Source organism: Streptomyces sp. NPDC050703, from assembly GCF_040654435.1.
GTDB lineage: Bacteria > Actinomycetota > Actinomycetes > Streptomycetales > Streptomycetaceae > Streptomyces.
Genome location: NZ_JBFAHX010000027.1, coordinates 1 through 21,471, shown reverse-complemented (window position 1 = coordinate 21,471; position 21,471 = coordinate 1). Strand labels below are relative to the sequence as shown.

Here is a 21,471-nt window from a genome sequence, read left to right as displayed (position 1 = left end):
TGGGCAAGCCAGGAAGCCGAGTCGGCGGCCGAAGAGTGTTGACAGGGTGTGATCTTCTTCGCGGAGATATCCCCCCGAATCGGACAATCAGCCCTGGAATCGATACTCTTCGAGCAGTCGACGACCAATGATCATTTTCTGGATCTCGGCGGTACCTTCACCGATCAACAGCATCGGTGCCTCCCTGTAGAGGCGCTCGATCTCGTACTCCTTCGAGAAGCCGTAACCGCCGTGAATCCTGAACGCGTCCTCGACGACTTCCTTGCAGTACTCGGAGGCGAGGTACTTCGCCATCCCAGCTTCGAGGTCGTTTCGCTCCCCGGAGTCCTTTTTGCGTGCTGCGTTGACCATCATCGCATGGGCGGCCTCGACCTTGGTAGCCATCTCGGCCAGTTTGAACTGGATCGCCTGGTGCTGGGCGATGGCCTTCCCGAAAGTGTGGCGTTGCTGGGCATACGAGACACCGAGCTCGAACGCACGCTGAGCGACGCCGCAGCCACGGGCCGCGACATTGACCCGCCCGACCTCCACGCCGTCCATCATTTGGTAAAACCCTCGGCCGGTGGTCCCGCCGAGTACACGATTGGCCGGAATTCGCAGTCCGTCCATGATGAGTTCCGTCGTGTCGACACCCTTATAGCCCATTTTGTCGATCTTGCCCGGGATGGTGAGACCGGGCCGGACCTCGCCGAAGCCGGGCTCCTTCTCCACCAGGAACGTGGTCATCGACTTGTGGGGGGCGGTGGCCGCCTCCGGACGGGGGTGTCCTTCGTCACTCCGGCACAGGACGGCCACCAGAGTGGACGTTCCGCCGTTCGTCAACCACATCTTCTGGCCGTTGAGGACGTAGTCGTCACCGTCCCTGACGCCCTTGGACGTGATCGCCGACACGTCGGACCCGAGCCCCGGCTCCGACATGGAGAACGCGCCCCGCACCTCGCCGGCCGCCATGCGCGGCAGGAAGGTCTCCTTCTGCTCCTGGGTGCCGTGCTGCTTGAGCATGTAGGCGACGATGAAGTGGGTGTTGATGATGCCGGAGACCGACATCCAGCCCCGCGCGATCTCCTCGACGCAGAGGGCGTACGTGAGCAGCGACTCGCCCAGGCCGCCGTACTCCTCCGGGATCATCAGGCCGAAGAGGCCCAACTCCTTGAGGCCGTCGACGATCGCCTGCGGGTACTCGTCACGGTGTTCGAGTTCCGTCGCGACCGGGATGATCTCCTTGTCGACGAAGTCCCTGACCGTGGCGAGGATCTCCTGCTGGATGTCGGTGAGACCTGCGGTCTGCGCGAGTCGGCTCATGGTTACCGCTTCTCCTGCGTCTTCGGCTCCGGGCGGCCGGGCTGCTCCCCGCCGCGCTCCTTGATGTACGTCTCGGTGGGCACCATCACCTTGCGGCGGAAGACGCAGACGAGCGTGCCGTCCTGCTTGTAGCCCTTGGTCTCCACGTACACGATGCCGCGGTCGCTCTTGGACCGGGACGGCGTCTTGTCTAGGACCGTGGTCTCGCCGTAGACCGTGTCTCCGTGGAAGGTCGGCGCCACGTGCTTCAGCGACTCGATCTCCAGGTTGGCGATGGCCTTGCCGGAGACGTCCGGCACGGACATGCCGAGCAGCAGCGAGTAGATGTAGTTGCCCACGACGACGTTCTTGCCGAAGTCCGTCGTCCTCTCCGCGTAGTTCGTGTCCATGTGGAGGGGGTGGTGGTTCATGGTCAGCAGGCAGAAGAGGTGGTCGTCGTACTCGGTGACCGTCTTGCCCGGCCAGTGCTTGTATACGGCACCGACCTCGAACTCCTCGTAGGTGCGGCCGAACTGCATGGGATCAGGCCTCCGGGGCTTCGAACTTCGAGGTGCGGGTCATGCCGGCGGCGCGCCCCTTGCCCGAGACGACCAGGGCCATCTTCCGGCTGGCCTCGTCGATCATCTCGTCGCCGAGCATCGCCGAGCCCTTCTTGCCGCCCGCCTCCGACGTGTGGAACGCGTACGCGTCCAGGATCAGCTCGGCGTGGTCGAAGTCCTCCTGGGAGGGCGAGAAGACCTCGTTGGCCGCCTCGACCTGGCCCGGGTGCAGGACCCACTTGCCGTCGAAGCCGAGGGCGGCGGCGCGGTTCGCGACCTCGCGGTAGCCGTCGACGTTCTTGATCTGGAGGTAGGGGCCGTCGATGGCCTGGAGGCCGTTGGCGCGGGCGGCCATGAGGATCTTCATCAGGATGAAGTGGTAGGCGTCGGCCGGGTAGCCGGGCGGCTGCTCGCCGACGACCAGGGACTTCATGTTGATGGACGCCATGAAGTCGGCCGGGCCGAAGATGATCGTCTCCACGCGCGGCGACGCCTCGGCGATGGCGTTGACGTTGTTCAGGCCGCGTGCGTTCTCGATCTGCGCCTCGATGCCGATCTTGCCGGCCTCGAAGCCCATGGTCTTCTCGATCTGGGTGAGCAGCAGGTCGAGCGCGACGACCTGTTCGGCCGTCTGGACCTTCGGCAGCATGATGCAGTCGAGGTTCTGGCCCGCGCCCTCGACGACGGTGACGACGTCGCGGTACGTCCACTCGGTCGTCCAGTCGTTGACGCGCACCACCCGCGTCTTGCCCGTCCAGTCGCCCTCGTTGAGGAACTTCACGATGGTGTGCCTGGCCTCCGGCTTGGCCAACGGCGCGCAGGCGTCCTCCAGGTCCAGGAAGACCTGGTCGGCGGGCAGGCCCTGGGCCTTCTCCAGGAAGCGCGGGTTCGAGCCCGGTACGGCCAGGCAGGAGCGCCGGGGGCGGAGACGGTTCACGGTCATGCGGGGACCTCCGATGGGTCGAGCTTGTTCGCTTTCCGGATCTCGTCGACGATACGGCCGATGATCTCCGTGATGCCGAAGTCCTTGGGGGTGAAGACGGCCGCCACACCCGCCGCGAGAAGGTCCTCGGCGTCGCTGCTGGGGATGATGCCTCCCGCGATCACGGGAATGTCCGGGGCGCCCGCCTCGCGCAGGCGCACCAGGACGTCCGGCACGAGTTCGGCGTGCGAGCCGGAGAGGACCGACAGGCCCACCGCGTGCACGTCCTCGGCCAGCGCGGCGTCGACGATCTGCTCGGGCGTGAGCCTGATGCCCTGGTAGACCACCTCGAAGCCGGCGTCGCGCGCGCGCACCGCGATCTGCTCGGCGCCGTTGGAGTGGCCGTCGAGGCCGGGCTTGCCGACCAGGAAGCGGAGCTTGCCGACGCCGAGGTCGGCGGCCGTCCTCGCGACCTCGTCGCGGACGACGGCGAGCGGGGTGCCCGGCTCGGCGGTGACGGCCACGGGAGCGCTGGAGACGCCCGTGGGCGCCCGGTACTCGCCGAACACCTCCCGCAGGGCGCCCGCCCACTCGCCGGTCGTCACACCGGCCCGCGCGCACTCCAGGGTGGCCTCCATCAGGTTGCCCGTCCCCGCGGCCACCTCCTTCAGGCGCTGGAGGGCCTTGCAGGGGCGCGGGTGGTTGAACGGCGGCTGGTAGCGGGTGTCGCGCCACCGCTTCAGGGCGCCGGTGACACGGGCCTCGACCGCCGGGTCGACGGTCATGATCGCCGCGTCCAGGTCGGCGGTGAGCGGGCTCGGCTCGGTGGACTCGTAGGAGTTCACGCCGACGATCTTCTCCTCGCCCGACTCGATGCGGGCCCTGCGCTCGGCGTGCGAGGAGACGAGCTGCGACTTCAGGTAGCCGGACTCGACGGCGGCCATCGCGCCGCCCATCTCCTCGATGCGGGCCATCTCCGCGAGGGACTCCTCCACCAGCGAGGCGACCTTGGCCTCGATGACGTGGGAGCCCGCGAAGATGTCCTCGTACTCCAGGAGGTCGCTCTCGTGGGCGAGGACCTGCTGGATGCGGAGCGACCACTGCTGGTCCCAGGGGCGGGGGAGCCCGAGGGCCTCGTTCCAGGCGGGGAGCTGGACGGCACGCGCGCGTGCGTCCTTGGAGAGCGTGACGGCCAGCATCTCCAGGACGATCCGCTGGACGTTGTTCTCCGGCTGGGCCTCGGTGAGGCCCAGGGAGTTGACCTGCACGCCGTAGCGGAACCGGCGCTGCTTGGCGTTCCCGACGCCGTACCGCTCGCGCGTGACCTGGTCCCAGATCCGCCCGAACGCCCGCATCTTGCACATCTCCTCGATGAAGCGGACGCCCGCGTTCACGAAGAAGGAGATGCGGGCCACGACGTCCCCGAACTTCTCCTCGGGGACCTGCCCCGAGTCGCGTACGGCGTCGAGGACCGCGATGGCGGTGGACATCGCGTACGCGATCTCCTGGACCGGTGTGGCCCCCGCCTCCTGGAGGTGGTAGCTGCAGATGTTGATCGGGTTCCACTTGGGGATGTGCGCCACCGTGTACGTGATCATGTCGGTGGTCAGGCGCAGGGAGGGCGCCGGCGGGAAGACGTGCGTCCCGCGCGAGAGGTACTCCTTGACGATGTCGTTCTGCGTCGTCCCCTGGAGTTCGCTGACGTCGACGCCCTGCTCCTCCGCGACCACCTGGTAGAGCGCCAGGAGCCACATGGCGGTGGCGTTGATCGTCATCGAGGTGTTCATCTGGTCCAGGGGGATGTCCTGGAACAGCCGCCGCATGTCGCCGAGGTGCGAGACCGGCACGCCGACCCGGCCGACCTCGCCGCGGGCGAGGACGTGGTCGGGGTCGTAGCCGGTCTGCGTGGGCAGGTCGAACGCGACCGAGAGGCCCGTCTGCCCCTTGGCGAGGTTGCGCCGGTACAGCTCGTTGGACGCCTCCGCCGTGGAGTGGCCGGCGTAGGTCCGCATCAGCCACGGCCGGTCCTTCTGACGCTCTGTCATGTGCCGCTGCTCCTTCTCGCGCTCAGACGTTCCGGAAGCGGTTGATGGCGTCGATGTGCCGGGCCCGCTTCTCGGGATCGCGCACGCCCAGGCCCTCGCGGGGCGCCAGCGCGAGGACGCCGACCTTGCCCTGGTGGAGGTTGCGGTGCACGTCGTAGGCCGCCTGGCCGGTGTCCTGGAGGGCGTACACCTTGGAGAGCGTCGGGTGGATCTTGCCCTTGGCGATCAGGCGGTTGGCCTCCCACGCCTCGCGGTAGTTGGCGAAGTGCGAGCCGATGATGCGCTTCAGGGACATCCACAGGTAGCGGTTGTCGTACTCGTGCATGTAGCCGGAGGTCGAGGCGCAGGTCGTGATGGTGCCGCCCTTGCGGGTGACGTAGACGCTGGCGCCGAAGGTCTCGCGGCCGGGGTGCTCGAAGACGATGTCGATGTCCTCCCCGCCGGTGAGCTCGCGGATGCGCTTGCCGAACCGCTTCCACTCCTTCGGGTCCTGGGTCCGCTCGTCCTTCCAGAACTTGTAGCCCTCGGCATTGCGGTCGATGATCGCGTCGGCGCCCATGGCGCGGCAGATCTCCGCCTTCTGGGGGCTGGAGACGACGCAGATGGGGTTGGCGCCGCCCGCGAGCGCGAACTGCGTGGCGTACGACCCGAGTCCGCCGCTCGCGCCCCAGATCAGCACGTTGTCGCCCTGCTTCATGCCGGCGCCGTTGCGGGAGACGAGCTGGCGGTACGCGGTGGAGTTCACCAGGCCGGGCGAAGCAGCCTCCTCCCAGCTCAGGTGGTCGGGCTTCGGCATGAGCTGGTTGGACTTCACGAGCGCGATCTCGGCGAGGCCGCCGAAGTTGGTCTCGAAGCCCCAGATGCGCTGCTCGGGGTCGAGCATCGTGTCGTTGTGGCCGTCGGAGGACTCCAGCTCGACGCTGAGGCAGTGCGCGACGACCTCGTCGCCGGGGTTCCAGGCGTTCACGCCGGGCCCGGTGCGCAGCACGACGCCCGCCAGGTCGGAGCCGATGATGTGGTACGGCAGGTCGTGGCGCTTGGTGAGGTCGCTCAGCCGGCCGTAGCGCTCCAGGAAGCTGAAGGTGGACACCGGCTCGAAGATCGAGGTCCACACGGAGTTGTAGTTGACCGAGGAGGCCATGACGGCCACCAGGGCCTCGCCGGGGCCGAGTTCGGGGACCGGCACGTCGTCCAGGTGGATCGACTTGCGGGGGTCCTTGTCGCGGGTGTCGAGGCCCGCGAACATCTCCGTCTCGTCCTTGTGCACGGTGATCGCGCGGTACGAGTCGGGCAGGGGGAGAGCGGCGAAGTCGGCGGACGTGGCGTCCGGCGACTGGATCGCGTCCAGGATTTCCTTCACGGTTTCGCCTCCGGCGAAGAAGCACATCGGGGGATGCGCTGCTTGAGGGTTACGTCGGGGTGCTTGCGGTGCTGTGGAGGTGTGCCGTCGGTTCGGCGAAGGGTGGTGCTCGGCGACGCCCTGGTGGGGCGCGGGAGGTGCCTGTGACGCAGGCGTCCGGGCGCACAAGCCGTGGCTTGAGGGGACAGCCGGCGTACGGATGATCGCTGTACGCCGGCCGCCCGGACTTCCCTCAACGTATGGCACCGCGTGCCAGTCGGCAAGACACTGGGTGCCAGAACTTTTTGACCGATGATCGATCAGTGCAGGTCAGAGAGGTGCGCGGCATGGCAGAGGGGGCGCTACCAGTCGGTAGCGCCCCCTCGAATCCCCAGGGCAAAACGGGTCGAACGGTGTCATCGCACGGGAGCTACGAACGCTCGCGCAGGGCCTTCTCGATGGTCCGCATGACCTCGTCGAGCGGGGCGTCCGTGCGGGCCACCGTGACCAGCACCTCACCCTGCGCGGACGCCGTCGCGGCCGGTGGGGCGGGCACGGCGTCGCGGCCCGCGCCGATCCCCGAGCCGAAGGTCCTGCGGACGATCGCGAAGGCGCGGTCGAGCTGCGTCTCCACGTCGCCCTGGCCGCCGGCCCGCAGCCAGCGGCGCAGGACGTGGTTGTGGGCGGTGACCACGGCGGAGGCGGCGACCTCGGCGAGCAGCGGGTCGTCGTTGCCGTCGTGGTGCGCCTGCTCGTCGAAGTGGCCGAGCAGATAGCGCGTGAAGAGCCGTTCGTAGCGGGCCACCGAGGCGATCTCGCGCTCGCGCAGCGTGGGCACCTCGCGGGTGAGGCGGTAGCGCTCCACGGAGACCGCGGGCGAGGCCGCGTACATCTTCATGACCTCCTTGATGCCGCGGCACACCGTGTCCAGCGGGTGCTCGTGCGGGGGAGCGGCGTTGAGCACCGCCTCCGCGCGGATCAGGGTGTCGTCGTGATCGGGGAAGATCGCCTCTTCCTTGGAGCGGAAGTGCCGGAAGAAGGTCCGGCGCGCCACGCCCGCGGCGGCGGCGATCTCGTCGACCGTCGTCGCCTCGTACCCCTTGGACGCGAAGAGCTCCATGGCCGCGGCCGCCAGCTCCCTGCGCATCTTGAGCCGCTGGGCGGCGGCGCGGTTGCCCGCCGCGCTCTCCGGAGCGTCGGGGGTTGCGTTGCGTGAGGACTTGGCGGCCTTGGACATGCCACGAACGTACTGCATGTGCGCACAGCGGTGCTCCTGAGGGACGGGGCTGCCCGAGGGGCCGAGCAGCCCGCCCCAGTCCGTCCTCTCGCCCGCGCGGTCCTCGGCCGGCTCAGCGCCGGGCATATTCGCGGAAGCCGCGGCCCGTCTTGCGGCCGAGGCAGCCCGCGGCCACCAGGTGTTCGAGCAGCGGCGCGGGGGCCAGTCCCGGGTCGCGGAACTCGCGGTGCAGCACCTTCTCGATGGCCAGCGAGACGTCCAGGCCGACGACGTCGAGGAGCTCGAAGGGGCCCATGGGGTAGCCGCCGCCGAGCTTCATCGCGGCGTCGATGTCGTCGAGCGAGGCGTAGTGCTCCTCGACCATCTTGATCGCGTTGTTGAGGTAGGGGAACAGCAGCGCGTTCACGATGAAGCCCGCGCGGTCGCCGCAGTCCACCGGGTGCTTGCGGATGCCGGCGCAGACCTCGCGGACGGTCGCGTGCACGTCGTCGGCGGTCAGCACCGTGCGGACCACCTCGACGAGCTTCATCGCGGGCGCCGGGTTGAAGAAGTGCATGCCGATCACGTCGCGCGGGCGCGTGGTGGCGCGGGCGCAGGCCACCACCGGCAGCGAGGAGGTCGTCGTCGCGAGGATCGCGCCGGGCTTGCAGACCTTGTCGAGCGCCGCGAAGAGCTGCCGCTTGGCCTCCAGGTCCTCGGCGATGGCCTCAAGGGCCAGGTCGACGTCGGCGAACGCCTCGTACGAGGCGGCCGGCGTGATGCGCTCCAGGGCTTCGGCGGCGGCCCCGGCCGTCAGCCTGCCCTTCTCGACCGAGCGCGCGAGGGACGTGCCGATACGGGCCTTGGCGGCGGCGGCCTTCTCGTCGGTGCGGGCGGCGAGCACCACGTCGTAGCCCGCCTTGGCGAAGACCTCCGCGATGCCGGACGCCATCGTCCCCGAGCCCGCGACGCCGACCGAGCGCACCGCCCGGCCCCGGACGCGCCGCTCGCCCTCCCGCGGGGTCAGCGCGTCGTCCACCACGTCCGCGCTGCCGGGCGCGGCGTAGGTGTAGAAGCCGCGGCCCGCCTTGCGCCCCGTCAGGCCCGCCTCGCTGAGCTGCTTGAGGATCGGGGCGGGCGCGTGCAGCCGGTCGCGGGACTCGGCGTACATGGCGTCGAGGACCGTACGGGCGGTGTCCACGCCGATCAGGTCGAGCAGGGCGAGCGGCCCCATCGGCAGGCCGCAGCCCAGCTTCATGGCGGCGTCGATGTCCTCGCGGGAGGCGTACTTCGCCTCGTACATCGCGGCGGCCTGGTTGAGGTAGCCGAAGAGCAGCCCGTCGGCGACGAAGCCGGGGCGGTCGCCGACGGCGACGGGCTTCTTGCCGAGCGCCTGCGCGAGGTCGGTGACCGTGGCGACGGCGGCGGGCGCGGTGAGCACGGACGAGACGACCTCGACGAGCTTCATGGCGGGCGCAGGGTTGAAGAAGTGCAGTCCCAACACGCGCTCGGGGCGGGCCGATTCGGCGGCCAGGCGCGTCACGGAGAGCGCGTTGGTGCCCGTGGCGATGATCGTCCCGGGGCGCACGACGGCGTCGAGGCCCCGGATGATCTGCTGCTTGACCTCGTACGACTCGGGCACGACCTCGATGACGAGGTCGGCGTCGGCGGCGGCCCGGAGGTCGGTGGAGGCGCTGAAGCGGGCCAGGATGTCCTGCCGCTCCTCCTCGGTGAGGCGTTCGCGGCGCACCGCGCGGGCGGTCGACGCCTCCAGGGAGGTGACCGCGCGGTCGGCGGCGGCCCTGCTGATGTCGATGCCGATGACCTCGCGGCCGCCGCGGGCCAGGACCTCGGCGATGCCGGTGCCCATCGTGCCGAGCCCGATGACGGCGACGGTGTTCAGGGGAGCGTCCATGGGTGGACTCCAGGAGGAGAGTGACGACTGAGGGGCGCACGCGCGGCGTCAGGCGCTCGGGGCGTGCGGAGGGTTTCTGCTTGCCGTGTCCGGGCGGGCGTCGCCGCGCACACCGGTGAGGAGCCGACGGGCCCTGTCCCGGGGCCGACGTCGTACGGGGAACTACCTGGTACCTGAGGCACCGAACCGACCAGCACCGCGGCGGCTGCGTCACCAGGCCACCGCGGGAAGGGGAACTGCTACGGGGAGTATGCCCCGCTCACCTGAGATTAACCGGCGAGTAACGAGCGCGCCAGCCCCGGGTGTCTGTGATCTACGTCGCCGCCCGCCGCGACGGCCCATTAGGCTCACGGCCATGGATGCGGAGTTGCGGACGGTGACGGCGCGTTTACGCCGCGAGGCGGAGGCCTCGCCCGAGCACGCGGAGCAGTACGAGAAGCTGGTCGCCACGGGGGACCTCGACGAGCTGGCCGAGGTGCTCGTCTCCCCCGGGCAGCCCCTGTGGGCCCGGGAGCTGGCCGCCGTCCGGCTCGGCGTCGCGGGCGACCGCAGGGCCTTCGAATCCCTGGTCCTCCTCCTCAACCACCGCGATCCGCCCCGCTGCGCCGCCGCGGCCCACGCCCTGGCGCGCCTCGGCGACCCGCGGACGGCACGGGCGGCGGCGGCCCTGGCGACGAACGAACTCCGCGTCGCCTACGCCCTCCATCCCGTACGCCTCCTCACCGAACTCCGCGCCCCGGAATCGGCCCCCGCCCTGATCACCACGCTCGAACGCAGGCTGGTCCCGCACGACCCCTTCGGCAAGATCGCCCTGGCCTGCGTGGAGGGCCTCGGCGCCCTGGGCGACGCACGCGCGCGCCCCGTCCTGACGGCGGCCAGGAACCACCCGCGCCTCGCGGCAGCGGCGGCGGCGGCGCTGGCACGGCTGCCGGACTGAGGCGGCTCAGCGCGGCGGCGGGGCGGCGCGCCCGGCCGCCGAGACGGGCCGCGCTCCGGTCCGGGTGCCGTGCGGCTCCGGCTCGGGGAGCGCCGCGCAGGTCGCGTCGGCGGTACGGCCGTCGGCGCGCGGCAGCCTCCCCGACGCCAGGTAGGCCGCCAAGTGGGCGTCCAGGCAGGCGTTCCCGTTCAGGGTGACGCCGTGGTTGCCGCCGCCGGACTCCACCACGAGGCGGGAGCCGGGGAGCCTGCGGTGCATGGCCAGGGCGCCCTCGTAGGGCGTCGCCGCGTCGTCCGTCGCCTGGAGGAGGAGGACCGGCGGCAGCTTCGCGCCGGAGACGTCGGGGGCGCTCAGGTGGTGGGTGCGCCAGAAGGCGCAGGGAGCGTTGAACCAGGCGTTGTTCCAGGTGGCGAACGGCGCCGTCCGGTGGATGGCGGCGTGGTCGGCGCGCCACGTCCCGAGGTCGCGCGGCCACAGCGCGTCCCTGCACTGCACGGCGGTGTAGACGCTGTAGCCGTTCTCCTTCTCGGTGTCGCTCGCCGCGAGGTCCTCGTACGCGGCGACGAGCGGGCGGGCGTCGCCCCGGCCGGCGTGGGCGGCGAACGCCCGCGCGAGGAGCGGCCAGTGGCGGTTGTCGTAGCCGCCGGGGAGGAAGGTGTCCTCCAGTTCCGCCGGGCCCACCTTCCCGCCCGCTGGGCGCGCGGCGAGATCCTTGCGCATGGCGTACCACCGGGCCTCGACCGCGGCCGGGTCGCGGCCCAGCCCGTACACGCCGTCGTGCCGGGCGATCCAGGCCATCAGCGCCTTGTGGCGGAGGTCGAAGGCGCGGTTCTGGCGGAGGTTGACGTCGTACCAGACGCCCGTCGGGTCGACGAGGGAGTCGAGCGCCATGCGGTGCACGCGGTGTGGGTAGAGCCTGCCGTACATGGCCCCCAGGTAGGTGCCGTACGAGTAGCCGAGGAAGCTGACGCGCCGGGCACCGAGGGCCACGCGGACGGCGTCCATGTCCCGCACCGTGCTCACCGTGTCGATGAACGGCAGCACGTCCGCGTACTTCGCGTGGCAGGCGTCGGCGAAGGCGCGGGCCCGGTCGGTGTTGGCCTTCTCCAGCGCGGGCGTGGCGGGCAGGCTGTCGGGCCGTACGGGGGTGAAGTGGCCGGGGCGGCAGTTCAGCGCGGGCCGGCTCCGGCCGACGCCGCGCGGGTCGAAGCCGATGACGTCGTACCGCGCCGCCACCTCCGCGGGCAGCGACTCGGCGACGAACCCGGCCATGGAGAGGCCGCTGCCGCCGGGGCCGCCGGGGTTCACCAGGAGCGGCCCCTGCGAGGTCCGCGCGGTGTGCCGGACGCGGGACAGGGCGATGGTGATCTTCCTGCCGCCGGGGTCCCGGTGGTCGAGGGGCACCTCCAGGGACGCGCACTGGAGCTTCGGGTAGGCCTTGGTGGCGCACTTCTCCCATGTCAGGGGGGCGGCGCGGGTGGTGTCCCGGACGCCGGGGGCGGCGGGCGTGACGGGCGCGGCGGGCGCGACCGCGGCGGCCGTCCCGGTGAGCGCGGTGGCCGTCCCGGCGAGTGCGGCGAGGGAGCGGAGGGCGGCGGCGCGTTTCTTCATCGGCTTCCCAGCTGTCCGGTGCGGTCCGGGCCGTGCACGGCCCGGCCTCGGGTGCATCGTCCCCGACGAGCGCGTCCGCATCCGGTTGCGCTGCGGGTGAATGCCCTGAAAGGAGCAGCGCGGGGGCCGCGCCCCTACAGCAGGGTGAGCTGCGCGGGGCCCGCGGACTCCGGCTGCTCCGGCACCCGGATGCGCCGGGCGGCACCCGCGCGCGTGGGGCCGATGCCGAACTCCTCCGCCAGTTCGTGCACATGGCGGGTGACGCGCCGCTGGTACCACTTCGGGGCGTAGGCCCCCTCCGCGTACAGCCGCTCGTAACGCCGTACGAGATGCGGGTGGTGCCGCCCGACCCAGGCCATGAACCACTCGCGCGCCCCCGGCCGCAGATGCAGCACCAGGGGCGTCACCGAGGTCGCCCCCGAGGCGGCGATGGCCCGCACCGTGGCGCGCAGCTGGTCGGGGTGGTCGCCGAGGAAGGGGATGACGGGGGCCATCAGGACGCCGCAGCCGATGCCGTGCTCGCTCAGGGTGCGTACGACGTCCAGGCGCCGCTCGGGGGCGGGCGTGCCCGGCTCGACGGTGCGCCACAGCTCGCGGTCGGTGAACCCCACGGAGACCGAGATGCCGACGTCCGTGACCGCGGCCGCCTCCCGCAGCAGGTCGAGGTCGCGCAGGATCAGCGTGCCCTTGGTCAGGATCGAGAAGGGGTTGCCGTGGTCGCGCAGGGCGCCGATGATCCCCGGCATGAGGCGGTAGCGTCCCTCGGCCCGCTGGTAGCAGTCGACGTTCGTGCCCATGGCGATGTGGTCGCCGTGCCAGCGGGGCGAGGCCAGCTTGCGCCGCAGCAGCTCGGCGGCGTTGACCTTGACGACGATCTGGCTGTCGAAGCCGAGGCCGGTGTCGAGGTCGAGATAGCTGTGGGTCTTGCGGGCGAAGCAGTAGACGCACGCGTGCGTGCACCCCCGGTAGGGGTTGACCGTCCATTCGAACGGCATCCGTGACGCGCCGGGCACGCGGTTCACGATCGACCTGGCCCGGATCTCGTGGAAGGTCATCCCCGCGAACTCCGGGGTGTCGAACGTGCGGGTCGTGATCGCGTCCGCGCCGAACAGCGCGGCGTCGGCGGGGCCCTGACGCGGTCCGTCGGAGAGATTCTCCCAGCGCATGACGCCTCCTAGGTAGCACTGACCACAGAATAGAACACATGTTCCCTTGATCGTGCGAGCCCATGTCCGCGACGCCGCTCTTGGTAAGATCCCGTCCCGCGCGACACGCGCGACACCGCCACGACCGGGGAGGTCGATGAATATGGCCCGCCAGGCCCTTCGTCGCCATGCCCCTGTCCGGGCCGCACGCGCCTGAGAGCGGCCCGGTCGTTCGAACACAACGACCCGGAGTGTCACGTGTCCCGTTCTTCTCACCTCCCTCCCTCCGTTCCTTCCCTCCTCTCCTCTCCCGGCTCCCTGGCCACCGGGCGCCTCGTGCTGCGGCCCTGGACCGCCGGCGAGGTCGCCGACGTGCTCGCCGGCCGCCGCCGTGCCCAGTGGGCGGACGACTTCCCCGCCGAGGGCGACGGGGTCATCGCCGGAGTCGTCGCCGCGCAGCTCGCCGAGGACCCCGCCGGCCCCGGCGCGCACGGCCACCGGCTGATGGTCGAACGCGGCAGCGGTGCCGTCGTCGGCTCCATCAGCCTGTTCTGGCCGCCGCGCGGAGGGTCCGTGGAATTCGGCTACGGCGTCGTCGCCTCCCGGCGGGGCCGCGGCTACGCCCCGGAGGCGGCCAGGGCCCTCGTGGCCCACGCCCTGGCCCTGCCCGGCGTGACCGAGGTCCGCGCCGAGGCCGAACTCGCCAACCCGGCGTCCGTCCGCGTCCTGGAGAAGGCCGGGCTGCACCGCGTCGGCAGCGACGGCGGGACGGTCCGGTACCGCGCCACGGCGCCCGAGGGGCGCTAGCCCCGACGGCGGGCCCGGCGGCCGAGCGATACCGGCCGCCGGGCCCGCCACACCTCCCCACCTGCGGCGGAGCCCGGCGCGCCAGGGATGATGCAGAGATGCTCGTCGAGTCCCTGTCGGTCGCCGCCCTGGCCGTCGTCCTGATCTGCGCCGTCGTACGGCCCTTCGGCCGCTCCGAGGCCGTCTTCGCCGTACCGGCCGCCGCGCTCCTGATCGCGGCGGGAGCGGTCCCCTGGGAGGACGTGCGGGACGAGGCGGCGCGGCTCGGTCCCGTGATCGGCTTCCTCGCGGGCGTCCTGGTCCTCGCCAAGCTCTGCGCCGACGAGGGCCTCTTCCACGCCTGCGGGATCTGGATGGCACGCCGTGCCGCGGGCCGCCCGCGCACCCTGCTCGCCACCGTCTTCGGGCTCGCCTCGGTGATCACCGCCGTGCTCAGCCTGGACGCCACCGTGGTCCTGCTCACCCCGGTGGTCTTCGCCACCGCGGCCCGGATGGGCGCCCGCCCCGCACCGCACGTCTACGCGAGCGCCCATCTCTCCAACACGGCCTCGCTGCTGCTGCCCGTCTCCAACCTCACCAACCTCCTCGCGTTCACCGCGACCGGGCTCAGCTTCACGCGCTTCGCGCTGCTCATGACGCTGCCGTGGCTGGTCGCCATCGCCGTCGAGTACGCCGTGTTCCGCCGGTTCTTCGCCGCCGACCTCGACGCGCCCGTCAGCGGCGAGGACGCCGGCGACCCGCCGGAGATGCCGCTCTTCGCCCTGGTCACCGTCGCCGCCACGCTGGCCGGGTTCGCGCTGGCCCCCACCGCCGGTGTCGACCCCGCCTGGTCGGCGGCGGCCGGGGCCGCCGTGCTCGCCGTCCGGGCGCTCGTCCGGAGGCACACCACGCCGGCCGCGATCCTGCGCTCCGCCTCGCTGCCCTTCCTCGCCTTCGTCCTCGCCCTCGGCATCGTCGTCAGGGCCGTCGTCGACCACGGCCTCGGCGACGCCCTCGACGGGTTCCTCCCCGACGGCTCGTCCCTGCCCGCGCTGCTCGGCACCGCGGCCGTCGCCGCGCTCCTGGCCAACCTGATCAACAACCTGCCCGCCGTCCTCGCCCTGGTCCCGCTCGCCGCCCCGTCGGGCCCCGGCGCGGTCCTCGCCGTCCTGCTCGGCGTGAACATCGGGCCCAACCTCACCTACGCCGGGTCCCTCGCCACCCTCCTCTGGCGCCGCATCGCCCACCAGCACGAACACCCCGTCCACCTCGGGGAGTTCACCCGGCTCGGGCTGCTCACCACCCCGGCCGCGCTCGTCCTGTCGACCGTCGCGCTGTGGGCGGGACTCCAGCTGCTGCCCGGCTGAGAGGGTCCGCGGCGCGACCCCGATTTGGGGGCCCGGTGTGCCGGGTGGTTGGCTTTCCGTGAACTCCCCGAGAAACCAAGCTGGAGGATGTCCCATGGCGCAGGTCGAAGCGGTCACGGAGCGGGTCGTCGCGGCGAAGCCGGACGAGGTCTTCGACGCGCTGGCCGACTACGAGGGCACGCGTCCGAAGCTCCTCTCGGAGCACTTCAGCGAGTACGAGGTGCGCGAGGGCGGCGACGGCGAGGGCACCCTCGTCCACTGGAAGCTGCAGGCCACCAGCAAGCGCATCCGCGACTGCCTCCTGGAGGTCAGCGAGCCGACCGACGGCGAGCTCGTCGAGAAGGACCGCAACTCCTCCATGGTCACCACGTGGACCGTGACCCCGGCGGGCGAGGGCAGGTCGCGCGTGGTCGTCTCCACCGTGTGGAACGGCGCAGGCGGCATCGGCGGCTTCTTCGAGAAGACCTTCGCGCCCAAGGGGCTCGGACGGATCTACGGCGCGGTGCTCGACAACCTCGCCCGCGAGGTGGAGAAGCCGGCCACCGCCTGACCCGGCGACCGCCTGGCCCGGCGACCCCGGCCGGACCGGACCGCTTTCACGCTCACCGTTTCGAGTGGTTTTCCGTTCGGTCCCGTTGTACGCCGTAGGGCTCCCACCGGCACTGATGTCCGCGCGGCCCCCGCAGGGCCAACTCGTCGCGCTTGCTCGTAGTTGTCGCGTAATGCGAGAAATGGGCGGCGCAGGCGCGACGAGGGGAGCAGTACGTGGGCGGGACGACGCCGGTGAAGGCCGCCGGGCGAAGCGGCGCGGCGGCCGTGGAGACGGTGCCGCTGCGGCCCGGTGGACCGCGGTCCGGCCAGGCACCGCCCCCACCGCCTGATCCGGCGGCGCTCGGGCTCAGCCCCCGCCGCGTACGGATGGTCTTCTTCGGGCTGATGCTGGCCCTGCTGCTCGCCGCCCTGGAGCAGATGATCGTCGCCACGGCGCTCCCCAAGATCGTCGGGGAGCTGCACGGCCTGGACAAGATGTCCTGGGCCATCACCGCCTATCTGCTCACCTCCACCGTCGGCCTGCCCATCTACGGCAAGCTCGGCGACCTGTTCGGCCGCAAGGGCGTCTTCCAGTTCGCGATCGTCGTCTTCGTCGTGGGCTCGGCGCTCGCCGGCTGGTCGCGGACGATGGACCAGCTCATCGCCTTCCGCGCGGTCCAGGGCGTCGGCGCGGGCGGCCTCATGATCGGCGTGCAGGCGATCATCGCGGACATCGTGCCGCCCCGGCAGCGCGGCCGTTACATGGGCCTGATCGGCGCCGTGTTCGGCCTCGCGTCGGTCGCGGGACCGCTGCTCGGCGGCTTCTTCACCGACCACGCGTCCTGGCGCTGGTGCTTCTACTTCAACGTGCCCTTCGGCCTGGTCACGCTGCTCGTCGTCACCCTCGTCCTCAAGCTGCCCAAGCCCACGGGGCGGGCCCGCCTCGACGTGCTGGGCGCGCTGCTGCTCGCCGCCGCTTCGACCTGCCTGGTGCTGCTCACGAGCTGGGGCGGGACCGAGTACGCCTGGGGCGACCGGGTCATCGTCGGACTCGCCGCCGGGGCCGTGGTGAGCGGCGTGCTCTTCCTCGTCGCCGAGCGGTTCGCCGCAGAACCGATCATCCCGCCGCACCTCTTCCGCGACCCGGTCTTCAACATCACCGGCCTCGTCGGCGTGATCGTGGGCGTCGCCCTCTTCGGGGCCGCCAGCTACCTGCCGACCTTCCTGCAGATGGTCGACGGGGCGAGCGCCACCGAGTCGGGCCTGCTGATGCTCCCGATGATGGGCGGCCTCGTCGGCGCCTCCGTCGTCTCCGGGCAGCTCATCAGCCACACGGGCCGCTACAAGGTCTACCCGGTCCTCGGCGGCGCCCTCTCCGCCGTCGGCATGTGGCTGCTCTCGCGCCTTGAGGCGGACACCTCTCGGGTGCAGTACAGCCTCTGGATGGCGGTCCTCGGCGCGGGCATCGGCCTGGTCATGCCCGTCCTCGTCCTCGCCGTGCAGAACGCCGTGCGCCCCGCCGACCTGGGCACCGCGACCAGTGCCAACAACTACTTCCGGCAGATCGGCGGCAGCGTGGGCGCCGCGGTCTTCGGCACCCTCTTCGCCGACCGGCTCGCCGACGCCCTCGCCGACCGCGTCCCCGCCGACGCCGGCGGGGCACCGCCCGACGCCGCGTCGCTCACCCCGCAGCTCGTCCACGCGCTGCCCGCGCCGCTGCGCGAGGGGTACGTCCAGGCCTATGCCGACGCGATGCCGCGGATCTTCCTCTACCTCGTGCCGGTGCTCGTCCTCGGCACCCTGATCGCCCTCTTCCTCAAGGAGACCCCTCTCTTGTCCGCGTCCGTGCCCACGCCCGCATCCACGTCCGCCGCCGGGCCCGCGCCCGTCCCGCACGCCCGCTCCACGGGGCACACCGCGGGCGTCCCCGTCTGCGGCACCGTGCAGCACGCCGACGGCACCGCGGTGCCCCGTGCGGCCCTGACCCTCATCGACGTCGCCGGGCAGCAGATCGGGCGCGGCGCGAGCGGCGATGACGGGCGGTACGCCCTGGTGACGCCGGGGGCGGGGTCCTTCGTGCTGATCGCGGCGGCGGGCGGGCACCAGCCGCAGGCCGTGACCGTCACCGTCGGCGAGCGGCCCGTCGAGCTCGACGTGGTGCTCGGCGGCGCGGGCCGCCTCGCGGGCGCGGTGGTGACGGCCGACGGAACGCCGGTCAGGGACGCCGCCGTCACCCTCACCGACGTCCGCGGTGAGGTCGTCGCCACCACCCGCAGCGGCCGCGAGGGCGGTTACGTCATCACCGAGCTGGTGGCCGGCGAGTACACCCTGGCGGCCAGCGCCCCCGCGTTCCGGCCCGCCGCGCTGCCCGTCAGCGTGCAGGCCTCGCGCGAGACCCGCCAGGACGTGGAGCTGGCGGGCGGTGCGACGCTGCGCGGCACCGTGCGCGCGGGCGGCGGCCGTCCCGTCGAGGACGCGCGTGTGACGCTGCTCGACGCCGCGGGCAACGTCGTGGACACCCTCACCACGGAGGCGGACGGCACGTTCCGCTTCGTCGACCTGTCGTCCGGCGAGTACACCGTCATCGCGGCGGGCTACCCGCCGGTGGCCACGGTCCTCCAGGTCGCGGGCGGCGGCCGTACGGAGCGGGACCTCCTGCTCGGCCACGAGGACTGAGGCCGCGGGCCCGGCGCCGACGGCGCGGGGGCGGGCGCCCGGGGCGTGGGGACGGGCGCCCGGGAGCGCGGGGCGAGGGGGCGTGCGCCGGAGGACTCCGCCCTCCGGCAAATTCCCCATTGCCCCGCACCGCCACATGCCCCGGCCGTACCGTGGTTGATGGCGCCTCAGGTTTCTCGCGCCGCCGCGGAAGGAGCACGGCCATGGGACAGGGCACTCCGGACGGACCGGTGGGGCGGAGTGCCGTGGCGGGACGCATACCGCTGGCCGTGGTCGTCGTCGACGCCGCCGGACTCGTCTCGCACTGGAGCGTCGGCGCGCGCCGCCTCTTCGGACGCGCCAAGGGCGAGGCCGTCGGCCGCCCCGTGGGCGATCTGCTGCCCGTGCACGGCGCGATCCCCGAGGACCACGCGCCCTACGGAGCCCACGACGGACTCGGCCCCGACCTGGAGACCTCCCTCGACCGCCGCATCGCCTACCCGGCGGCCGGCCGCGCGCGGCTGCGGGCACCCGGTGCGCGCGACGACCGCGCCGATGTGCTCTGGTGGGCGTATCCGCTGGTCGGACCGGGTTCCGGGCGGCTCCTCGTGCTGGCGGCCGACGCCGCGCGGCTGGCCGGGGCCGAGGGCGGGCCGCGGGACGCGAGGGCCGGACGCGGAGAGCGGGCCGAGCGCGTCGCACCCGGCTTCGCCCCGCACACCGACTTCCCCGGCGCCGACGAGCTCGCGGGCCGGCTGCCCGAGATCCTGCCCGGCATGAGCGTGGGGGAGAGCTCCCGCATCGTCTCCCAGGTCCTCGAACTGGGCTATCCGGTGCTTGAGTTCAGCCGGCACGACCGGGTGCCCGTCACCCCCGACTGGGGTGTCGCGAGGCGGGCCGAGCGCAAGGCCCGCAAGGAGCGCGCCGCGCGGGACGCCGCACGCGGTCTCCCGACGGCCGGGCCGGACGACGAGGGCGAGGACCTGGAGTACGCGGCGGTGCGCGAGCGCCTGGAGTTCCTGAACGAGGTCAGCGGGCGCATCGGTTCCTCGCTCGACCTGTCGCGCACGATCCGGGAGGTCAGCAGGGCGGTCGTGCCGCGCTTCACGGATGTCGCGGGCACCTATCTGCGCGAGCAGGTCGTGGCGGGTGAGGGCTTCCCGGAGGGGCCGCCGGACGAGACCACCCTGTGGCACCGGGTCGCCGTGGAGCACACCGACGAGCCGGGCCGCTGGGACGACGTCGTGCCGGTCGGCGAGTCCATGCCCTTCCCCGCGCACACGCCGTTCTTCCAGTGCATGACCTCCGGCGACCCGGTGCTCGTACCGCGCATCACCGAGGAGATGGGCAACGCCATCGCCTCGCAGTTCGAGAAGCGCGACATCCGCCCGCTGATCAACCACCGCTCGATGCTCGTCGTCCCGCTCAAGGCGCGCAACGTGGTGCTCGGCTTCATGATCCTGCTCCGCCACAGGGAGCGGCCCGTCTTCAACGACATGGACCGCGTCACCGGCGCCGAACTGGCTGCCCGCGCGGGCCTCGTGCTCGACAACGCCCGCATGTACACCTACCAGGAGAGCGTCGCCGACACCCTCCAGGACAGCATGCTGCCGCACATCGAACCGCGCATGTCCGGCTGCGACATCGCCACCCGCTACCTGCCGGGCACGCTCCTCGGCCGGGTCGGCGGCGACTGGTTCGACTCCGTGAAGCTGCCGGGGTCGAGGACCGCCCTCGTCGTCGGCGACGTGATGGGGCACGGCCTCAACTCCGCCGCGATGATGGGCCAGTTGCGCACCGCCGTGCAGACCATGGCCGCCCTCGACCTGCCGCCCGAGCAGCTCCTGCGCAACCTCGACGACCTCGCGCAGCGCCTCGGCGAGCACTATCTCGCGACGTGTCTGTACGCGGTCTACGACCCGATCGCCGGCGAGCTGTGCCTCGCCAACGCGGGCCACATCCCGCCCGTCCTGGTCCGCGCGGCCGACGGCCGCAGCGAGCTCCTCGCCCTGCCGACCGGGGCGCCCATCGGTGTCGGCGGCGTCCCCTTCGAGTCGGTCCGCGTCCGCGTGGCGCCGGGGGACCGGCTGCTGATGTGCACCGACGGCCTGGTGGAGGTGCGCGGCGAGGACATCGGCGTCGGCCTGGCCACGCTCACCGAGTCCGCCGCGCATCCCGCCGCGTCCATGGACGACGCCTGCGACGCGATCATCCGGGCGCTCAACGCCGGCGGCGCCCGCAAGGACGACGTGGCGCTCCTGATGGCCCGGCTCAACGGCGTCCCGGGCGAGCACGTCGCGCGGTGGCGGTTCGCCCCCGACCCCAGCGAGGTCGGCAGGGCCCGTGAGCTGGTCCGACGGCAGCTGCGGGACTGGTCGCTCCAGGCGCTCGCCGACACCGCGGAACTGCTGGTCAGTGAGCTGGTCACCAATGTCGTACGGCACTCGCGCAGCAGCCGCGTCGATCTGCGTCTGGTCCGTTCGGGGTCGCTGGCCTGCGAGGTCGAGGACGACGACCACACGCTGCCCACACTGCTCAGCGCGGGCCCCGACGACGAGTCCGGGCGCGGCCTGCGCGTCATCAGCGCGCTCGCCGCGGAGTGGGGCACGAGCCGGACGAACCGTGGCAAGACGGTCTGGTTCGAACTGGCCCTTCCCTCCCGGTGACGGCGCGCGCCTTGTGGGTGAGCCCCCGGCGCGGTAGACCGATCTGACGGCACCGCCACGCCGGACCGCCGTCACGGGACCCCGGGGAGCCGCGCATGAGCGTCACGAGTCGGTACAGGGAGGCCTGGGAGGCGTTCTGGCGCGCGGCGCCCGCCGGGCGCGGCGCCGTCTTCTGGGACGCCGAGCCCGCCCTCACCGCGGCCCGGCATCTGGCCCTCTTCGCACCGCACCTCGGCTCCGGCGGGCTGCCGCTGATCGATCTGGGCTGCGGCAACGGCACCCAGGCCCGCTACCTCGCCGGCCGGTTCCCGCGCGTCGTCGGGGTCGATCTGTCGGCCGCCGCGATCGAGCGCGCCCGGCGCGCCGACGCCGCGGGGACGGTGGAGTTCCGGCGGCTAGATGTATTGACCCGCAGGGTTGTTGACGCGGTTGATGGGCGGCTGGCCGCCGAGTGCGGTGTGGCAGCGGTGGTGGTTGTAGGTGTGGAGGAAGTCT

The 21,471-nt window shown here is 72.1% G+C and carries 15 protein-coding genes and 2 pseudogenes; 7 read left to right on the top strand and 10 right to left on the bottom strand.

Annotated elements, in window-relative coordinates; genetic code table 11:
• Positions 1 to 87 precede the first annotated feature (87 nt).
• The 7 genes from AB0I16_RS23575 to AB0I16_RS23545 all read right to left on the bottom strand — a co-directional run bounded on the left by AB0I16_RS23575 (position 88) and on the right by AB0I16_RS23545 (position 9,278).
• The gene (locus AB0I16_RS23575) at positions 88 to 1,302 is read right to left on the bottom strand and encodes an acyl-CoA dehydrogenase family protein (protein WP_363251482.1); all 1,215 of its coding nucleotides are present in this window, start codon (positions 1,300 to 1,302) and stop codon (positions 88 to 90) included.
• 2 nt (positions 1,303 to 1,304) lie between these two features.
• Positions 1,305 to 1,820 (bottom strand): MaoC family dehydratase, encoded by a 516-nt coding sequence (locus AB0I16_RS23570; RefSeq protein ID WP_363251481.1) that lies wholly within the window; start codon positions 1,818 to 1,820, stop codon positions 1,305 to 1,307.
• Between the two features lie 4 nt (positions 1,821 to 1,824).
• Positions 1,825 to 2,784: a CoA ester lyase gene (locus tag AB0I16_RS23565; RefSeq protein WP_363251480.1), complete on the bottom strand. Its 960-nt coding sequence runs from the start codon at positions 2,782 to 2,784 to the stop codon at positions 1,825 to 1,827.
• Entirely contained in the window at positions 2,781 to 4,808 is a 2,028-nt protein-coding gene (locus AB0I16_RS23560; protein ID WP_363251479.1) for a protein meaA, read from the bottom strand. Before AB0I16_RS23560 ends, AB0I16_RS23565 begins: the two co-directional genes overlap by 4 nt.
• Before the next feature lie 22 nt (positions 4,809 to 4,830).
• Positions 4,831 to 6,168: a crotonyl-CoA carboxylase/reductase gene (gene ccrA / locus AB0I16_RS23555; RefSeq protein ID WP_363251477.1), complete on the bottom strand. Its 1,338-nt coding sequence runs from the start codon at positions 6,166 to 6,168 to the stop codon at positions 4,831 to 4,833.
• Between the two features lie 409 nt (positions 6,169 to 6,577).
• On the bottom strand, positions 6,578 to 7,384 hold the full coding sequence (locus AB0I16_RS23550) for a TetR family transcriptional regulator (protein ID WP_363251476.1): 807 nt from the start codon (positions 7,382 to 7,384) through the stop codon (positions 6,578 to 6,580).
• A 112-nt stretch (positions 7,385 to 7,496) separates the two neighbouring features.
• A complete protein-coding gene (locus AB0I16_RS23545; RefSeq protein ID WP_363251475.1) occupies positions 7,497 to 9,278 on the bottom strand; it encodes a 3-hydroxybutyryl-CoA dehydrogenase in 1,782 nt (593 codons plus the stop codon).
• A gap of 355 nt (positions 9,279 to 9,633) precedes the next feature.
• Here AB0I16_RS23545 and AB0I16_RS23540 point away from each other — a divergent pair, with 355 nt between their 5' ends.
• Positions 9,634 to 10,215, top strand: coding sequence for an adenylosuccinate lyase (locus tag AB0I16_RS23540; RefSeq protein WP_363251474.1), 582 nt, complete (start codon positions 9,634 to 9,636; stop codon positions 10,213 to 10,215).
• 6 nt (positions 10,216 to 10,221) lie between these two features.
• Here AB0I16_RS23540 and AB0I16_RS23535 read toward each other — a convergent pair whose 3' ends face one another.
• Together AB0I16_RS23535 and AB0I16_RS23530 are read right to left on the bottom strand one after the other, a co-directional pair.
• Entirely contained in the window at positions 10,222 to 11,826 is a 1,605-nt protein-coding gene (locus AB0I16_RS23535) for an alpha/beta hydrolase (protein ID WP_363251473.1), read from the bottom strand.
• Positions 11,827 to 11,960: 134 nt separating this feature from the next.
• The gene (locus tag AB0I16_RS23530) at positions 11,961 to 12,992 is read right to left on the bottom strand and encodes an Rv2578c family radical SAM protein (RefSeq protein ID WP_363251472.1); all 1,032 of its coding nucleotides are present in this window, start codon (positions 12,990 to 12,992) and stop codon (positions 11,961 to 11,963) included.
• A 237-nt stretch (positions 12,993 to 13,229) separates the two neighbouring features.
• Here AB0I16_RS23530 and AB0I16_RS23525 point away from each other — a divergent pair, with 237 nt between their 5' ends.
• From AB0I16_RS23525 to AB0I16_RS23500, 6 genes and pseudogenes are all read left to right on the top strand, one after another.
• Entirely contained in the window at positions 13,230 to 13,778 is a 549-nt protein-coding gene (locus AB0I16_RS23525) for a GNAT family N-acetyltransferase (RefSeq protein WP_363251471.1), read from the top strand.
• 98 nt (positions 13,779 to 13,876) lie between these two features.
• Positions 13,877 to 15,124 carry an SLC13 family permease gene (locus AB0I16_RS23520; protein ID WP_363251470.1) on the top strand — a complete coding sequence of 416 codons (1,248 nt, stop codon included), beginning with the start codon at positions 13,877 to 13,879 and terminating at the stop codon, positions 15,122 to 15,124.
• 94 nt (positions 15,125 to 15,218) lie between these two features.
• Positions 15,219 to 15,674, top strand: a complete 456-nt coding sequence (locus AB0I16_RS23515) for an SRPBCC family protein (protein WP_363251469.1) — start codon at positions 15,219 to 15,221, stop codon at positions 15,672 to 15,674.
• 281 nt (positions 15,675 to 15,955) lie between these two features.
• Positions 15,956 to 18,331, top strand: coding sequence for an MFS transporter (locus AB0I16_RS23510; RefSeq protein WP_363251561.1), 2,376 nt, complete (start codon positions 15,956 to 15,958; stop codon positions 18,329 to 18,331).
• A 203-nt stretch (positions 18,332 to 18,534) separates the two neighbouring features.
• Positions 18,535 to 20,976, top strand: coding sequence for a SpoIIE family protein phosphatase (locus AB0I16_RS23505; RefSeq protein WP_363251468.1), 2,442 nt, complete (start codon positions 18,535 to 18,537; stop codon positions 20,974 to 20,976).
• Positions 20,977 to 21,071: 95 nt separating this feature from the next.
• Positions 21,072 to 21,326 (top strand): annotated as a pseudogene (locus AB0I16_RS23500) (methyltransferase domain-containing protein); the annotation flags it as partial.
• Between the two features lie 45 nt (positions 21,327 to 21,371).
• On the opposite strand, the pseudogene AB0I16_RS23495 reads toward AB0I16_RS23500, so the two are convergent.
• Positions 21,372 to 21,471, bottom strand: a pseudogene (locus AB0I16_RS23495) (IS481 family transposase); the annotation flags it as partial.

Excerpts from the sequence above, each read along its gene's own strand:
- AB0I16_RS23575 (WP_363251482.1), bottom strand. The coding sequence starts at position 1,302 with ATGAGCCGACTCGCGCAGACCGCAGGTCTCACCGACATCCAGCAGGAG.
- AB0I16_RS23570 (WP_363251481.1), bottom strand. The coding sequence starts at position 1,820 with ATGCAGTTCGGCCGCACCTACGAGGAGTTCGAGGTCGGTGCCGTATAC.
- AB0I16_RS23565 (WP_363251480.1), bottom strand. The coding sequence starts at position 2,784 with ATGACCGTGAACCGTCTCCGCCCCCGGCGCTCCTGCCTGGCCGTACCG.
- AB0I16_RS23560 (WP_363251479.1), bottom strand. The coding sequence starts at position 4,808 with ATGACAGAGCGTCAGAAGGACCGGCCGTGGCTGATGCGGACCTACGCC.
- AB0I16_RS23550 (WP_363251476.1), bottom strand. The coding sequence starts at position 7,384 with ATGTCCAAGGCCGCCAAGTCCTCACGCAACGCAACCCCCGACGCTCCG.
- AB0I16_RS23545 (WP_363251475.1), bottom strand. The coding sequence starts at position 9,278 with ATGGACGCTCCCCTGAACACCGTCGCCGTCATCGGGCTCGGCACGATG.
- AB0I16_RS23540 (WP_363251474.1), top strand. The coding sequence starts at position 9,634 with ATGGATGCGGAGTTGCGGACGGTGACGGCGCGTTTACGCCGCGAGGCG.
- AB0I16_RS23535 (WP_363251473.1), bottom strand. The coding sequence starts at position 11,826 with ATGAAGAAACGCGCCGCCGCCCTCCGCTCCCTCGCCGCACTCGCCGGG.
- AB0I16_RS23530 (WP_363251472.1), bottom strand. The coding sequence starts at position 12,992 with ATGCGCTGGGAGAATCTCTCCGACGGACCGCGTCAGGGCCCCGCCGAC.
- AB0I16_RS23520 (WP_363251470.1), top strand. The coding sequence starts at position 13,877 with ATGCTCGTCGAGTCCCTGTCGGTCGCCGCCCTGGCCGTCGTCCTGATC.
- AB0I16_RS23515 (WP_363251469.1), top strand. The coding sequence starts at position 15,219 with ATGGCGCAGGTCGAAGCGGTCACGGAGCGGGTCGTCGCGGCGAAGCCG.
- AB0I16_RS23505 (WP_363251468.1), top strand. The coding sequence starts at position 18,535 with ATGGGACAGGGCACTCCGGACGGACCGGTGGGGCGGAGTGCCGTGGCG.